Raw genomic sequence first — 16,323 nt, 5'->3', positions numbered from 1 at the left:
TATATAAATAGCCAGATTGTATAAAGATGCGCACAAAAAAACAGCCACCTTATGATGACTGTTTAATGTGTATTATCACTTTCTACTTATGATTATCTTACTAGATTTGGCAGCTGACGTTGTATTCTGTACCATCTGCCCATTTGATAGCGAAGATGCCTTTGTCTTCTTTCATGTGCCATGCATAGACCGCGTCTGGGCTTGAATCATTGACATAGCTTGCGACATGATCTTGCGCATCACCATTTAAGATAACTGGCTGTGACGCCCATTTTACTTTAGGCAATGTCACGTTTAGCATGACTTGTTTCTTATTAATAGATTGTTTTGCCGTGATGATGCTGTCATCAGTACAAGTATAAGGCGCTGGTGCCATACGATCGTAAGCGGCACTAGGCATGGTCTCTGATGCTGATGTGTCTGACGCAGGGACGTCTGATGCATTTGGAGTAGTCGGAGCAGTGGTCGCACAAGCGCTTAATAAGGCGAGGGCAGGTAGGGCTGCGACAATTTTGGTAAAGGTGTTCATGGTTTTCTCCAAAGATATAGACGGTATCATGTAATTATATTTAAGTATGCATTAAGCTTATAGCCATATAGTACCCAAAACAAACATAGGTAAATGTTAGAAATTGTTTGTTACATGTTTGCTTTGTCACACAATTGCTGACTAATGTAATGCCTCATTGTGAGTGTTTTGGAAGACAATTAAAGTAGTGAATGATACGGGCTAAAACTAATCTCACACACATAAAAAAGCGTCTATCAACAAGTGGTTGATAGACGCTTTTTTGTTTTACTTAACATGCTCTGAATTGAGCATGCATTTCTATATCATGAACGCTACTTGGTTTTGCGCGGTGGCAGACCGGTATGCTGGGTTTGGAAGTTGCCCTTGCTGACACGCTTTTTGGTATTTTTGCTGGCTGTGTTTTTACCCGCAGCGCCTTGAGCTGATGAGGCATTGCTATTTGATGAGTTACTGCTACGCTTCACCGAGTCATTGCCAACACGACTGTTCTTTTTACGCGCTGATTGATAGCTGTCTTGCGCTGCATCGCGACCTTCTAAACTGGCGTTAAATGGTGGAATCAAGCAACCACGATTTTTACCAATCAAGTCACTACGTCCCATGTCTTGCAGGGCTTTACGCAACATTACCCAGTTTTTTGGATCATGATAGCGCAAGAACGCTTTATGCAGTTTGCGCTGTTTGCCAGATTTGACGATATCCATGTCACCTTCATCACGACTGACCTTATGTAGCGGATCTTTGTGCGTGTGATACATGGTGGTCGCCGTCGCCATCGGGCTAGGATAAAACGCCTGTACTTGGTCAGCGCGGTAGCCATGACTCTTGAGCCAAATAGCAAGATTCATCATGTCTTCATCTTTGGTGCCTGGATGCGCCGCGATGAAATAAGGAATCAGATATTGCTCTTTGCCTGCTTCTTGGCTGTACTGTTCAAACATGGCTTTGAATTTATCGTAGCTGCCCATGCCCGGTTTCATCATTTTTGATAGCACGCCTTCTTCAGAATGTTCTGGCGCAATTTTCAGATAGCCACCGACGTGATGACTGACCAATTCTTTGACGTATTCAGGGTCTTTAACGGCCAAGTCATAACGTAAACCAGACGCGATCAGAATCTTTTTCACGCCTTTAATGTCACGCGCTTTGCGGTATAGTTTGGTCAGATTACTGTGATCGGTGATTAGGTTTTCGCAGACGTCAGGATATACACAAGACGGCTTACGGCAGTTCTTTTCAATCGTCTCATCTTTACAGCTCAGGCGGTACATGTTTGCCGTTGGGCCACCAAGATCCGATATCACACCCGTAAAGTTAGGTGCCGTATCACGAATGGCTTCTACTTCGCGCAAGATAGAGTCTTCTGAGCGGCTTTGAATAATGCGGCCTTCGTGCTCAGTGATAGAGCAGAACGTACAACCACCGAAACAACCACGCATGATATTGACCGAAAACTTAATCATGTCATAAGCAGGGATACGCGCATCGCCATAGCTTGGGTGTGGCAGACGTGCATACGGCAAGTCAAAGACGTAATCCATTTCTTCAGTTGAGAGTGGCACTGGTGGCGGATTCAACCATACATCGATAGAAGTATGTGAGTTGCCTGCACCGCTACTATGACGCTGTACGAGCGCTCGGGCATTACCGGGATTGGTCTCAAGATGCAAGATACGGCTAGCATGGGCATAAAGCACTGGGTCAGATTTGACGTGCTCATAATCAGGCAGACGAATGACAGTTTTTTCACGTGGCGGCATTTTTAGCTTATGCTTGCGCGCCGTCATCGGCTTATTGTTTCTTCCTTCAGCAGTATCAAAGCCACGCATTTGTACCACTTGCGTCTCTTCATCCACTTGGTCAGCATTGATGATTTTATTGGTGACAGGCTCAGCCACAAAACCCTGATACTGCGATGACATTGAAGACATAGCTTGGCCAACAGGCGAGTCGCTCGGTTTTTCTTGCTCGATAGAGCATTGATCGACGTCTTCAGTCATGACGTAAGGGTTGATAATTGGATCAACACGACCGACGGTATCGACATCATTACTGGCGACTTCGGTCATATCATCTTGCCAATGGCGGCGTGTTGGCGTCAACAGATATGACGTACCACGCAGTTTGCTCATTTGCTCAAAGCTATAGCCTTTAGACAAACCATGTACCACATCGACGATGGCGCGCTCAGCATTACCGTACAATAAAACATCGGCACGGGCATCCATCAAGATACTACGACGGACTTTATCCGACCAGTAATCATAATGAGCGATACGGCGTAGACTGCCTTCGATACCGCCTAAGATGATTGGCACGTCAGGATATGCTTCGCGGCAGCGCTGGCTATAGACGATAGCGGCGCGGTCAGGGCGTTTATTGGCCACGTTGCCTGGTGAGTAAGCGTCATCGCTACGGATTTTACGATCAGCGGTATAGCGGTTAATCATGCTATCCATGTTGCCTGCGGTCACGCCATAAGCATAGACAGGTTTTCCCAGTTCCATAAAGGCGTCTTTGCTCTTCCAATCTGGCTGAGCGATGATACCCACGCGAAACCCTTGCGACTCTAATAGACGACCGATGATCGCCATACCAAAGCTTGGGTGATCGACATAAGCGTCACCTGAAATGATAATGACATCACAGGCATCCCAGCCCAAATCATCCATCTCTTTGCGACTCATAGGCAGATAGGGCGCAGGCTCGTAGCAGCTCGCCCAGTGTTTGTCGTAATCGAAAAGAGGTTTTGTGCCTTGTTTAAAGGCGGTGTGGGCGATGGTATCGGCAGACATGGGCGGACCTGTTGAATAGAAAAATGGCACTAAAAAAAGCCGTTATTTATTAAAAATATTAACGGCTCATTTAAAAGTGCTCATTTTAACATGAATTCAACTCACTATGCGACCTATTCTATGATGGGCGATTAATGATAAGTTATTGATAGTGTGGAATAATCTATAAGTAAAAAGGTTTCTAAATTGTTAGAAACCTTTTTGATTTAACCCGTTATTCTTGATTTACCCTGTCATAAGTACAGAAAACTGACTACTCTAATAGCTGAAATGGGAAAGTAACCACGTCAAATGCGAGAGCAAAAGGTAGCAATACAAGCTTTTGCGCTGTATTTGCGCCACTACTAGATACGTGGCTCTGCGTGGTTTTTGAATAAAAACTCACCATATAAGGCTTAGATAAAGGACGGTAATTTGACTGGATCATGCTTAGATTACTGACCTGCGGATAGATAGCGCCTTTGACAGGAACACTGAAGCAAAAGCGCTGGGCATTGATGCGCTGATCACTGGCTGAGGTACATTCTTTACCACTGTTTTGCAAAAAGAACTGATAGTCAGAGCGCTTAAATTCGTCTTTTAACTTGGCATAAGAAAGCTTCATCTCTCCCTGAAAATAACCATCATTATTTGGCACATAAAAATTCATGTCATTATCGACTTGGATATTTTTTGGCGTCAAGCTACCCAGCAAGCTGATCATCTCTGTCCCACCTTGGGTCAGTACATAGCTGTTTTTTTCACCCACGATAACCATGGATGCGTTTGGCATTTTTGGCAATGCTTGAGCGGGACGACCAAAAGCAATGATTTGATCTTCAGACAACACATTCTTGGTTGTACTGGTGCTGGTATGACTGTCATTGTCTAGTAATGAGCTAGTAGCACAGCCTGAGGTTGCTAACAATGCCACCAGTGAGGCACCCATAATCACTGCTTTTGAGTTGAATTTGGCTGGTAATGCAGTGTGACGCTTCTCGCTTTTACTGGTGCTTTCTAGTTTGTCTGCAGGTGTGCCTTTGTGCTGAGTCATGCTCTATTTCCTTGTCTATGATGATTGACTATCGACTATTAATATTGATTCTTTGTTTGATTATTATTATCAAACTTTCGTTGATATGGTACATGGTTTAGACATGCCTTATCTACTCATTATTTATATTCTATTGAACAAAATACTTTGGCTACTGCTAATGAAGTAGAACAGAAACTAAGTATCAATTTCGTACTAGGCATCTTACTTTTATCAGTCCACATCTCGGTGTTTATTTGACGTTAGATGAACAATTACAGGTCTATTTCGATTAAAGATTACTCTTTTTCTAAAGTATCTATTTTATTTTCCCAATGCCCAAAGTACGTTTTGGCATGCGCTTTGCTTTCTCTTTCGTAGAGTCTATTGATTTAGATAGGCTCATAAAAACAATACATATATAAATACCATAAAATCGATAATTGTTTGGAGAAATAAAGTGAAATCATCCTATTTTAGCTTGGGCAAGGTATCTGTTTTATGTACCTCCTTCTGCTCTAAAGTACTGTTGATGAGTGCGGTACTGTTTGGGATTATGTCTAGCGCAACGGCTGCTGAAGAAGCGACTCTGACAGTGGCACAGCTACTTGAGTATCAGAATATTGCATGGATTATTTGGGGCGGGGTGCTAGTGTTCTTTATGCAGGCAGGATTTGCGTTGTTAGAGAGCGGATCGGTACGTGCGAAGAACACGGTCAATGTCATGATGAAAAACTATACCGATATGTGTATCGGTGGTTTGGCCTTTTATTTGGTTGGTTTTGGGTTGATGATGGGCACCAATGACTCAGGATTCTTCGGTACGGATCACTTTATGCCAGTGAATTTGTCCAATATGGACTGGGCATTGATGTTTTTCCAAATGATGTTTGCTGCCACAGCCGTTACGGTAGCGAGTGGGGCAATGGCGGAGCGAGTATCCTTTGTAGGCTACGCCGTGGCGGCATGTCTAATTTGCTTGTTCATTTATCCTGTATTTGCCAGTTGGGTCTGGGGTGGTTATTTCGGTGGTACGGGTTGGTTGGCTGAGCTTGGATTCATTGATTTTGCTGGCTCTACGGTTGTGCACTCTATCGGTGGGTGGCTAGCGCTGGCAGGTATATTGGTCATTGGCCCACGGTTAGGTCGTTTCGCACCTGATGGTACGCCACGGTTGATAGCGGGTCACAATATGACATTGGTTGCACTTGGTGGTTTTATCTTGTGGTTTGGTTGGTTTGGGTTCAATGCTGGCTCTGCACTATCTATCACTGGCAATATCGGCCTAATCGCTGTCAATACATTCGTAGCAGCAATCAGTGCCGTAGTGAGTTACATGCTCATCTCAAAAGCATTGAACAAAGCCATTTTGCTCAGTGACAGTGTCAATGCCAGTTTGATTGGTTTGGTATCCATTACCGCAGGCTGTGCGACAACGACGCCTATCTTCGCCGTTATCATCGGTGCAGCTGCCTCCGTGATATATATCTTATCGACACAAGCGTTATTGAAACTAAAAATCGATGATGTGGTCTCAGCCGTTGCAGTGCATGGTTTTGGCGGTGCATGGGGCACGCTCGCGGCTGGATTGTTTTATTCAGACGACTTATTCAATTTATCACGTGTGGGTGTACAAGCGCTTGGTGTGGGTGTGGCGCTAGTCTGGGGATTGGGATTGGGACTCGTAATGTATAAGTTGATTAATGTCAGCTTTGGATTAAAAGCCAGTCGCTTGCATGAGCAGCGCGGCCTAGATTATACCGAGCACGCAGAGATTGGCTATCCAGAGTTTCAAAAGCAAATGTTCGATGCCAAAAACTTAACAGAGCGACATTTATAGGAGAAAACTGATGAATATCGACACTCAATCAGTAAATCAAACCGTGTCCGCGATGGCAGTTGTACTGGCAAAATACTTAAATCCTGAAGAGGTGCGACTGCTCACCACGCATTGGCAGCGGCACTCGACGGTATCTGTAAAAATGATGCAACAGTGCGTTTTAGATGCGACGCGACGCTATCCTGAGCTACAAAAACACAAGTCTGATATTCGTAAAGGTTTTTGGAATACGATGCAGACAGACCATCAGCAGGTGGCCGAAGAGAGCGGTAATAGTGTAGAAATTGGTGAACAAAAATCTATTTCTGAGATGCTTCAAGCATTTTATACGGTGATGGAAGCCATTGGCAGTCAGCTAACAGAATCAGACAAACGCAGTTTTTTTCATATCATGCACCAAACTGTGTCGAAAGAACGCACCTTTAAAGGGCATTCTATCGACATTAATCAGTTCTTGGAAGGTGCTCGGCCAGTCATACCTGACAATGAGCATATTTTGAATAATCTGATTCAGCTTGCTTATATTTGCTTGTGCGATATTGCTGGCCCTGTAGAAGCAGATGAAATATTGTTTCGGGTCGCAGAGACTGCCAAGCAAAGTTACCCGAGGGCAGTGGTCGAAAAGCTTTTTTAATATTTTTTTGAACGAGAGCTTTGATATGAGATTGGGGTGTGTCTTTAGTCACTTGATGTGATCTACAATAATGACATCTACTTATTAATTATGACTGATTAACCATAATTAATAAGTCATGATCAAGCAGCCATGACACGCCTTGAAATTAATCTAACGTAATCTTTGTGCCACTCTTAGTGAAGTTCATCACAAACTGACTTTTAAAGTGGCGTACGTTATTTTCATAGGTTAGCAAGCCTGTGGTGAAACGATGATATTCGCTCATGTTTTTGGCATTGACCATCAACATAAAATCCGCATCCCCTGATACTTCATAGCAGCTCATGACCTGTGGCTGCGAATGCATTAAGCGCTCAAATCGATGCTGCATCGACGTATTAGATCGTGCCATTTCTATCATGACTACCGCCGTCAGTCCATAGCCGACTTTATTAGGATCGACAATAGCGACCTGCTTGGTAATCACGCCATTGTTCGTTAACGCTTGGATACGGCGCTGCGCCGTAGCGATAGATACATGGACACGCTCTGAGACTGTTTTTAAAGGTAACGTGGCATCCTCTTGTAGCAAATTCAAAATGGCTTTATCAATATCATCCAAAACGTGGCTCACGGTATTTATCTCCAAAGATGCTTCTAAGAATGCCGCTAAAAAATCTGTTATTAAATCTATTATCACTATAATTCAAAAGCTGATAAATAATTGAATTATTAATAGATTCTTAGATAATTTTATTCATATAAAGATGTATATAGAGATAATATCTCGTAAAGCATAAGTAAAATAGAACCTATCAACCAGTAGTTAGCCACGAACCATCACCGTGCTAACCATTGATTTGTTTAACGACTACTATTTTACGGTGCTGCTCATGTCTATTTCTATATTATCTAATGCGTTTGCCAATACATTGGCAGCCACGGTGTCGCGCATACCTTTACCTACGATTTGGACAGCGGGTAGCACTCAGCAACGTACGTTAATATTGGGTGTGGTGTTGGCTGTATTGTCTAATATGCTGTTCGGTATTCTTTACGCCTATAGTAGCTTTTTAGCGCCGTTGTCAGGGACGCAAGTGTTTATCTGGCGGATGCTCGCGATGTGGGTGGCACTGGTTTGTTATTTGGTTATCAGTGGTCGTTTAGGGTTGCATATTGATAAGTTAAAAGCATTACGTACGGCAAAGCAGTGGGCATGGCTGTTATTACCGACGCCTATATTTCTCAGTCAATTTTGGCTATTTATGTGGGCACCAGTCAATGGTCAAGGCGTACAAACGGCCATGGGTTACTTTTTATTTCCGCTCACCATGGTGTTGTTTGGTTGCTTATTATTTGGTGAAAAGTTAAGTCGTTTGCAGTGGTTGGCAGTTGGCTTTGCGGCATTGGGAGTCGGTAGCGAGATTGTACGTACACAAAGCATATCGTGGGCGACGCTTTGGGTTTGTGGGACTTATCCTGTGTATTACATTTTGCGCCGGTTGCAGGGAATCGGGGCGGTGACTGGATTATTGGTTGATTTGACGATATGTGCGCCCTTTGCTTTGGGCTACTTATTTTTCTTTGCCCCGAGTAGCTTGGCGTTGGTGAGTGGCTCTGCCTTCTTTATTATGATGCTAGCAGGGTTAGGTGTGCTGAGCGTGCTGGCGATGAAAACCAATGTTGATGCCAGTCAAATGCTACCTGTCAATGTTTATGGCATGATGAGTTATCTGGAGCCTGCGCTACTGTTTGTCTTAGCGATTACCGTATTGGGCAATCCATTTGAATCAGCGATGATTTACAGCTATGGTTTAATTTGGGTCGGCATTGCTTGTTTGATTGCTCATGGCATTCGTCAATTCCGCCAAGCTCGTAGAAATATGCAATCTTTGGCAAAAGAACCAATCACGTAAGAAAGCGAGTTATTTACTAATTAAATAGTAGATAAATAAAAAATGGACGATTCAGCATAATGTGAATCGTCCATTTTTGTATTAGATCAAACTGGCTTTGTTTAAGAGAGCTATCGTCAATTCAATGTAGAGGTGCTACAAGGCAACTGAGCGCAGATGTATATAACATACTTCAAACGATGTTAACGCTGTAACACCTCTATAGTGGATTTGATTGTATTAATCCAAATGTTGTTTAAAGCCACGTTGCTTATCACGTTCCCAATCACGATCTTTTAACGTTTTACGCTTGTCATGCTGTTTTTTACCCAGTGCTAGACCAATTTGGCATTTCACCAGTGAGTTCTTCCAGTAGCAAGACAAGGGTACGCAAGCATAGCCTTTTTGATTGATTGCGCCAGAAAGTTTCTCGATTTCACGGCGATTGAGAAGCAGCTTACGAGTACGAATGCTGTCTGGGCTAACGTGCGTCGAGCTAGACAGTAGTGGCTGAATGTGCGCACCAAACAAGAAAGCTTCGTTATTGCGAAATATCACATATGCTTCGGTAATGGTCATCTTACCAGCACGGATGGCTTTGACTTCCCACCCTTGTAGGGCAAGACCCGCCTCAAACGATTCTTCAATAAAGTATTCATGGCGTGCCTTTTTATTGGCACAAATCTGATTCTCAGGTTTTTTTGATTTCTTTGACATGGTTTCCTCGTAAGGATTTCTAAGAACAACATCGTTGTCCTCACCTATAATTCCTCATCCTAATCCGCTTGTTTAGCGTGTTTTTTATTTAAAAAATAAGCAGGATGAGTCGAACCAACCATTGTAGCAAAGCCTCCGATAAAAATGTAAGTCAGCTGTTAGGACAAATGTAGCAGATAAGTATTAAGTTTGAGCAAAATTTGCTAGCATATAGTCCAATATTACCGACTATGTTAGCCATGTTATGAGCCTTTCTGATTCCCCCAATTCCTCAAAGTTACACACCAAAATTTTATATCCAGGTACTTTTGATCCTATTACTAATGGTCATGTGGATTTAGTCACACGTGCCACTAAGCTGTTTGATGAGGTCGTTATTGCAGTTGCCTCAGGGCATCATAAAAAGCCATTGTTCAACTTTGAAGAACGTGTCGCTTTAGTTGAGACCGTATTTGCTGACTTGCCACAAGTATCCGTGGTTGGCTTTGAGGGTTTACTCGTCGACTTTATGCGTGTTCAAGGAGCTGCTGCTGTCTTGCGTGGTTTACGTGCTATGTCAGATTTTGAATACGAATTTCAGTTAGCCAATATGAACCGTGAGCTTGATGAAAATTTTGAAGCGGTATTTTTGACGCCAGCACCGAATTATTCTTTCATCTCATCGACCATGATTCGTGAAATTGCCAAACTTGGTGGCGACGTCACTAAATTCGTACCCACTTGTGTGTCTGATGCTTTTACAAAAAAACTGGTGATTCAAGACAGCTAGCCTTTTAATAGGCTGACAGCTGCAGCATATAGGCTAAAAACCAACCGTAAGGAGCCGTTCATGGCACTACTGATTACTGATGAGTGCATCAACTGTGATGTGTGCGAGCCTGCGTGCCCCAATGAGGCGATATCAGAGGGGGACGATATTTATGTTATCGACCCTGACTTATGTACCGAGTGCGTTGGGCATTTTGATGAGCCACAGTGTGTGGTTATTTGTCCGGTTGACTGCATCCCTCATGATCCTAATCATGTCGAGACAGAAAGCGATTTGTTGTCTAAATATAAACGCATTACGGGTCAATAAGTAGCTTATATAGTCTATCCTCTATAAAAGAGATGCAGCGTTAACCTCACTTGAAGTATCACATATACATCTGCGCTCGGTTGCTTTTACTCTCTTTTAAACTGAATCAACGATACATTATTAATGATATTTGGGTTCAAGGCGCTTTAGGAAAAATGTAATGACGATAAATGCAAACCAGATAACGAGCGATTTTGATCAACAACATCTCTGGCATCCATATGCCAGTCTGCCACCTACTTATCCAAATATCGTTATTGATCGTGCTGAAGGTATTTATATCATCACCGAAGATGGCACGCGCCTTATCGATGGTATGTCATCATGGTGGGCAAGCGTTCATGGCTATAATCATCCCAAACTGAACGACGCTATTATTGAGCAATTGGGTAAAATGGCGCATGTGATGTTTGGTGGCTTGACCCATCAGCCAGCGATAGATTTGGGTCAGAAATTGCTCGACATTGTGCCTGCTGGACTTGATGCGATTTTCTATGCGGACAGTGGCAGTATCGCAGTAGAAGTGGCGTTGAAAATGGCGCTGCAATATCAAGTGGCTGCCAAGCGCCCAGCCAAGCAGCAATTTGCCTCTACACATTCTGGTTATTATGGTGATACGTGGCATGCCATGAGTATTTGTGATCCTATTAACGGCATGCACAGTCTGTATGGCAAGCAATTACCAACGCAGCATTTTGTCGCAGCACCACCATTGGGTTTTGAGCGGGCTTTAACAGAATCTGATCGCGTTGCCCTCACAGCATTTTTTGATGAGCATAGTGATAAGCTGGCAGGCTTTATTATCGAGCCGATTATTCAGGGCGCAGGCGGCATGCGTTTTTATAGTCCTGAGTATCTGCAACTGCTGCGTCAACTGTGCGATGAGCACGATGTACTATTGATTGCTGACGAAATTGCCACTGGTTTTGGTCGTAGTGGTAAGTTATTTGCGTGTGAGCATGCTGATATTAGCCCTGATATCATGACGATTGGAAAGGCGTTGACGGGTGGCTATATGACTTTTGCCGCAACGTTATGTACCCGAAAAATTGCCGATACTATTCATAATAGTGACTATCCAGCACTGATGCATGGCCCAACCTTTATGGGAAATCCACTTGCTTGTACGGTTGCGTGTGCTTCGATTGATTTGATTATGTCTTATGATATTGAAGCGCGTACTGCCAATATGCAACGCACGATGGAGCAGCAGCTAGCCCCCGCTTCGTTGTTAGAAGGTATTGCTGAAGTACGTTGTTTGGGTGCAGTCGCCGTCATTGAGTTACATGACGCTGTTGATATGCCTATTTTTCAGGCTTTATTGATTGATAATGGTATCTGGGTCAGACCATTTGGCAAATTGGTGTACATCATGCCGCCTTATGTCATTACTAATACTGAGCTTGTGACTTTATGCCAATCGTTACTACATGTAGTGACAATTTATCTGGCACAAGTTTCGAGTTCAGCTTCAAATATTGAAGTTTAGCAAAACTCCCTGCATTATAGGCCAGTCAATTTCTTTTATAAGGTGTGCTATGAGTGTTTTATTTGTCTCAGGTATCGATACTGATATCGGTAAAACTTATGCCACTGGCATCATTGCCAAATCATTAATGCAGCAGAACGTCAACGTCATCACTCAGAAGCTGGTGCAAACTGGCGTGACAATGAATGCCAATACTGGCGAGATGGGCATTGCTGACGATATCATTACCCATCGTCAACTAATGGATATTCCTCTACAGCCATGTGACCTTGATTTTACCACTTGCGCTCATCGCTATGAAAAGCCTGCATCACCGCACTTAGCCACTCGATTATCAGGGGAAGTGCTAGATCCTGAACTGATTACTAATGCCACCAAACGATTGCAAGCTGATTATGACTTGGTATTACTAGAAGGCGCGGGTGGATTACTGGTACCAATTACAGAGCATTTATTAATTTTAGATTATATTGCTATTCAAGGTTATCCAATTATTTTGGTCACTTCAGGTCGTTTGGGCAGTATCAATCACACATTACTGAGTTTGGAAGCGATAAAAGCCCGTGGGTTATCTGTACATAGTGTTATCTATAATCATATCCATGACGATGCTGACAATACGGATACCGAGATTGCGAATAGCACTGTGGATTTTTTGCAAAATTATTTAGCTGCGAATTACCCCAAGGCTCATTGGGTACAGATACCAGCTCTAAAAAACCAAATGTCTGTTAATACAGAGATGCTTAATACTGAAATGCTTAATACCAAAACGCTGTCAGAAAATTACTGTTTATCTTTGCCCGAAGGTTTTATTTGAGCTATTTATGCTGATGCTAAAAATAAATCCAAAAGACGTTCGCACTCTGCCATAAGTTTGTTATACTAGCGCGCTTGGTAGACTAGGCAATCGCCGCTGCACACTGGTAACAGACATGCAGGGGAGGAAAGTCCGGGCTACATAGGGCAGCGTGCCAGCTAACGGCTGGGCAGGGTAACTTGACGACCAGTGCAGCAGAGAGTAGACCGCCTTTGACTTATATGAGTATCGCAAGATATTCATGTCATCGGTAAGGGTGAAAGGGTGCGGTAAGAGCGCACCGCGTGGCTGGCAACAGTTCACGGCATGGTAAACTCCACGCGTAGCAAGACCAAATAGGCATCGGCATGGCGCGGCCCGCGTTCGATGCGGGTAGGTTGCTTGAGCGTACGAGCGATTGTACGCCTAGAGGAATGATTGTCCACGACAGAACCCGGCTTATCGGTTTACCAAACCTTTTTATTGTTGGTCGTAGTAATAATTGTAGCTAATGTAAATTAACTTCATGTTTTTTGCAAAAAATTCCCTTTAGGGGTTGACGGCAGTCAGCAGCTTGGGTAAAATGTGCATCCTAAAATGGCGATGTAGCTCAGCTGGTTAGAGCGCATGACTCATAATCGTGAGGTCAAGAGTTCAAGTCTCTTCATCGCCACCATTTATAGATACTTTGTTAGTATCAACTAAAAAACCAATCTATTGAGATTGGTTTTTTTTTGCCTAAAATAAACGGCAGAAGTACGTATTGATGGTTAAGTAAATCGAATGTTTGGCTATCATTACTTACTGATTTCTTACTAAATCATAGGCTTATCTGTTTAGACACAGATTAATTGTTGTAACTTATGTCGCGCTTACTTATCATAGGGGCTGTTTTCGGTAAAGTCCTGTAACGCTATGTCTGTACAACTGCCCCCTTATCGTCCTATTAAGCATCGTAGTGGCCTCAAAGTCATGGGTGCTGCGTTCCATGCTTTGCTCATGCGTGAGCTACAAACGCGCTTTGGCGGCTATCGCTTGGGCTACCTTTGGGCACCGCTTGAAGTACTGTTTCAGGTGCTTATATTTTTAGTTATTTTTGGTGCTATTCGTGAGCGCTTAGTACCAGGAATGGATTTCTCCCTGTTTTTAGTAGCGGGTATGGTTCCTTTCCGTATGTTTCAAAAAATAGCAACAAGAGCACTGGGGGCTGTTGATGCGAACAAAGGCTTATTGATGTACCGATCAATTAAGCATATTGATGTCATTATTGCCCGTTCATTTTTAGAGTTAGTCATTTATTTTTTCACTTCTATATTACTACTCGCAGGCCTAGCTTTCTTTGATATATATGCCAATTTAGAAAATTTGCACATTGTTTTGTTCTGTTGGATAACACTTTTTATATTTAGCTTTGGTGTTGCTCTAATCATGATGGTGATTGGTTACTATGGTGGTGAAATTAGTAAAGTGATTACAATATTCTTCACAATACTGTATTTCACCTCAGGGATTATTTATCCGATTCATATCATTCCCGAACCTTATTTTAGTTATTTGCTTTATAACCCCTTTATACATAATATTGAACTGATAAGACATGCGCTCGCACCTAACTATCCTGCATATCACATTGACATGGGATATTTCCTAAAATGGATGTTTGCGGTGAATTTTTTAGGATTATTACTTTATAAGTATGCTGAACGCGATATGATTCGCTCTCGTTAGAACCAAACATGCAAGCTATATAAAAAGGTAAGTAAATGATTGAAATTAAAAATGTTTCTAAGTCATTTATGACCAAGAATGGTCGGCATTATCTGTTTAAAGATTTAAATCTGACTATTGGTGATAAACAGAGTGTTGGCTTGCTAGGGCGTAACGGTGCGGGTAAGTCGACTTTGCTCCGTATTATCTGTGGTCTTGATGAGCCAGATCACGGAGAGATTGTCACTGATTCTACAATTTCATGGCCAGTCGGAGTGGCTGGTGGTTTCCAAGGCAGTTTGACAGGTCGTCAAAATGTACGATTTGTTTGTCGTCTATATTCAAGTGGGCCCTACATCGACGAAAAAATTCGTTTTGTTGAAGAGTTCGCAGATATTGGTAATTATTTTGATATGCCGGTTAAAAGCTATTCGTCAGGGATGAAAGCACGCTTAACGTTTGGCTTAAGCTTGGCTTTTGATTTTGATTATTACATGCTTGATGAAGCAGGTGCCGTTGGTGATGCCGCTTTTCGAAAGCGTAGTGAAGAGATACTAGCTGCGCGCCGTGAACAAGCAGGATTTTTAATAGTGTCGCATAATATTGGTGATATTAAGCGAAACTGCGATATTGGTATTGTGTTAATGGATCAAACAGCACACGTCTTTGATGATACAACAGAAGCGATTGAAGTTTATGAAAAGCATATCCACAAAGCAAAAAAGTAAGGTCATTAGCTTCTCGCTGTTTATTGGCTTGGTGATTCTCCCTTGGGCGTTGGTGATCTTTTATGTCATGACGTTTGCTCATCCCCGATTTATCTCGACCGCTAATGTGGTGGTTAAACAAGTCAGCGATACGAGCGTATCTTCTGCTGGAGGGATCTCAGCCTTGTTAGGTGTGAACAGCACTAGTAAAGAAGACGCGACTTATTTAACAGAGTACATTCTATCTAACGATATGGTGAAGCGCCTTGATAAAAAGTTCAAGTTCCGCGAGGCTTATCACGTTGATGGTTCAGATCCTATTAATGAAATAAAACCTGATGCCACGCAAGAAGAGTTGCTTGAGTATTTCAAACAACGGGTTCATATCGATTTAGATGAACAAAGCTACATTCTCTCAGTATCGACAGAAGCGTTTGATGCAAAGTATGCTTTTGAGCTCAATAAGACAATCCTGAGTGAGTCTGAGCAGTTCGTAAATCGTATTTCACAGGAAGTTGCTCGTGATCAATTGGTATTTGCAGAAACACAATTAGATGAGTCGCAAGATCGTTTAAATGAAACGAAAGAGCAGTTATTAAACTATCAAAATGAAAATGAAATTTATGATCCACAAGCCAATGCACAAATTGTTAATCAGCTGATTGGTAGTTTACAAGGACAGTTGAGCTCGTTACGTACAGAAGAGCGTCAATTGCTTAGTTATCTGAATCCAGATGCACCGCAGGTTGTGTCATTAAGAAGTCAAATAAAAGCTGTCACAGAGCAAATTACTCAAGAGCAAACCAAATTAACATCACCAAATACCACCAAGTTGAACCGTCAAGCCATACAGTTTGAAACTATCAAAGCTGATGTTGAATTTGCGACTGAGCTATATAAACTATCGTTATCATCACTTGAAAAAGCGCGTTTAGAAGCCTTCAAAAAGATGAAAAATCTGATTGTGATTTCAACGCCATATGAAGCTGAAGAAGCATTGTATCCACGCCGTGGCTACATCATTTGGACATCACTAGCATTGCTATTGATATTCTATGGCTTTGTGCGTTTGGTAATGGCAGTTGTCCGTGACCATCGTAGCTAGATTTGTTCAAGGCAACTTTGACAAACCAGAT

The 16,323-nt window shown here is 42.6% G+C and carries 15 protein-coding genes, 1 tRNA gene and 1 other RNA gene; 12 read left to right on the top strand and 5 right to left on the bottom strand.

Annotation, left to right across the window (positions count from 1 at the left end):
• Window positions 1-100: 100 nt before the first annotated feature.
• The 3 genes from DFP82_RS00410 to DFP82_RS00400 all read right to left on the bottom strand — a co-directional run bounded on the left by DFP82_RS00410 (window position 101) and on the right by DFP82_RS00400 (window position 4,255).
• Window positions 101-529, bottom strand: coding sequence for a hypothetical protein (locus DFP82_RS00410; RefSeq protein ID WP_110921760.1), 429 nt, complete (start codon window positions 527-529; stop codon window positions 101-103).
• 314 nt (window positions 530-843) lie between these two features.
• Complete coding sequence (locus tag DFP82_RS00405) at window positions 844-3,327, bottom strand: YgiQ family radical SAM protein (RefSeq protein ID WP_110921759.1); 2,484 nt, start codon at window positions 3,325-3,327, stop codon at window positions 844-846.
• 253 nt (window positions 3,328-3,580) lie between these two features.
• The gene (locus DFP82_RS00400) at window positions 3,581-4,255 is read right to left on the bottom strand and encodes a YidX family protein (protein WP_110922197.1); all 675 of its coding nucleotides are present in this window, start codon (window positions 4,253-4,255) and stop codon (window positions 3,581-3,583) included.
• A gap of 616 nt (window positions 4,256-4,871) precedes the next feature.
• On the opposite strand from DFP82_RS00400, the gene DFP82_RS00395 reads away from it, so the two are divergent.
• Together DFP82_RS00395 and DFP82_RS00390 are read left to right on the top strand one after the other, a co-directional pair.
• Window positions 4,872-6,179, top strand: a complete 1,308-nt coding sequence (locus DFP82_RS00395; protein WP_110921758.1) for an ammonium transporter — start codon at window positions 4,872-4,874, stop codon at window positions 6,177-6,179.
• A gap of 10 nt (window positions 6,180-6,189) precedes the next feature.
• Window positions 6,190-6,813: a hypothetical protein gene (locus tag DFP82_RS00390; protein ID WP_110921757.1), complete on the top strand. Its 624-nt coding sequence runs from the start codon at window positions 6,190-6,192 to the stop codon at window positions 6,811-6,813.
• A gap of 148 nt (window positions 6,814-6,961) precedes the next feature.
• On the opposite strand, the gene DFP82_RS00385 is transcribed toward DFP82_RS00390, so the two are convergent.
• Entirely contained in the window at window positions 6,962-7,429 is a 468-nt protein-coding gene (locus DFP82_RS00385) for an Lrp/AsnC family transcriptional regulator (protein ID WP_110921756.1), read from the bottom strand.
• Window positions 7,430-7,688: 259 nt separating this feature from the next.
• On the opposite strand from DFP82_RS00385, the gene rarD reads away from it, so the two are divergent.
• Window positions 7,689-8,711 (top strand): EamA family transporter RarD, encoded by a 1,023-nt coding sequence (gene rarD / locus DFP82_RS00380; protein ID WP_110921755.1) that lies wholly within the window; start codon window positions 7,689-7,691, stop codon window positions 8,709-8,711.
• A 219-nt stretch (window positions 8,712-8,930) separates the two neighbouring features.
• Here the strand turns inward: rarD and smpB are convergent, their stop codons facing one another.
• Entirely contained in the window at window positions 8,931-9,407 is a 477-nt protein-coding gene (gene smpB, locus DFP82_RS00375) for an SsrA-binding protein SmpB (protein WP_110921754.1), read from the bottom strand.
• 244 nt (window positions 9,408-9,651) lie between these two features.
• On the opposite strand from smpB, the gene coaD reads away from it, so the two are divergent.
• The 9 genes from coaD to DFP82_RS00330 all read left to right on the top strand — a co-directional run bounded on the left by coaD (window position 9,652) and on the right by DFP82_RS00330 (window position 16,292).
• On the top strand, window positions 9,652-10,176 hold the full coding sequence (gene coaD / locus DFP82_RS00370) for a pantetheine-phosphate adenylyltransferase (RefSeq protein WP_110921753.1): 525 nt from the start codon (window positions 9,652-9,654) through the stop codon (window positions 10,174-10,176).
• A gap of 60 nt (window positions 10,177-10,236) precedes the next feature.
• Window positions 10,237-10,485, top strand: a complete 249-nt coding sequence (locus DFP82_RS00365) for a YfhL family 4Fe-4S dicluster ferredoxin (protein WP_021814308.1) — start codon at window positions 10,237-10,239, stop codon at window positions 10,483-10,485.
• Window positions 10,486-10,645: 160 nt separating this feature from the next.
• Entirely contained in the window at window positions 10,646-11,974 is a 1,329-nt protein-coding gene (gene bioA, locus DFP82_RS00360; protein WP_110921752.1) for an adenosylmethionine--8-amino-7-oxononanoate transaminase, read from the top strand.
• A gap of 49 nt (window positions 11,975-12,023) precedes the next feature.
• Entirely contained in the window at window positions 12,024-12,794 is a 771-nt protein-coding gene (gene bioD / locus DFP82_RS00355) for a dethiobiotin synthase (protein WP_110921751.1), read from the top strand.
• 74 nt (window positions 12,795-12,868) lie between these two features.
• An RNA gene (gene rnpB, locus DFP82_RS00350) (RNase P RNA component class A) lies at window positions 12,869-13,251 on the top strand.
• A gap of 121 nt (window positions 13,252-13,372) precedes the next feature.
• Window positions 13,373-13,449: transfer RNA gene (locus DFP82_RS00345), tRNA-Met, on the top strand.
• A gap of 239 nt (window positions 13,450-13,688) precedes the next feature.
• Window positions 13,689-14,501 (top strand): ABC transporter permease, encoded by an 813-nt coding sequence (locus DFP82_RS00340; protein ID WP_110921750.1) that lies wholly within the window; start codon window positions 13,689-13,691, stop codon window positions 14,499-14,501.
• Window positions 14,502-14,536: 35 nt separating this feature from the next.
• Window positions 14,537-15,208 carry an ABC transporter ATP-binding protein gene (locus tag DFP82_RS00335; RefSeq protein ID WP_110921749.1) on the top strand — a complete coding sequence of 224 codons (672 nt, stop codon included), beginning with the start codon at window positions 14,537-14,539 and terminating at the stop codon, window positions 15,206-15,208.
• Entirely contained in the window at window positions 15,177-16,292 is a 1,116-nt protein-coding gene (locus tag DFP82_RS00330) for a KpsE/RkpR family capsule polysaccharide export protein (RefSeq protein WP_110921748.1), read from the top strand. Before DFP82_RS00335 ends, DFP82_RS00330 begins: the two co-directional genes overlap by 32 nt.
• The last annotated feature ends 31 nt before the right edge of the window (window positions 16,293-16,323 follow it).

It is taken from the genome of Psychrobacter fozii (genome assembly GCF_003217155.1).
Taxonomy (GTDB): Bacteria; Pseudomonadota; Gammaproteobacteria; order Pseudomonadales; family Moraxellaceae; genus Psychrobacter; species Psychrobacter fozii.
Note: the sequence above shows the minus strand (reverse complement) of the source record. Positions and strands in the feature narration are given on the sequence as shown.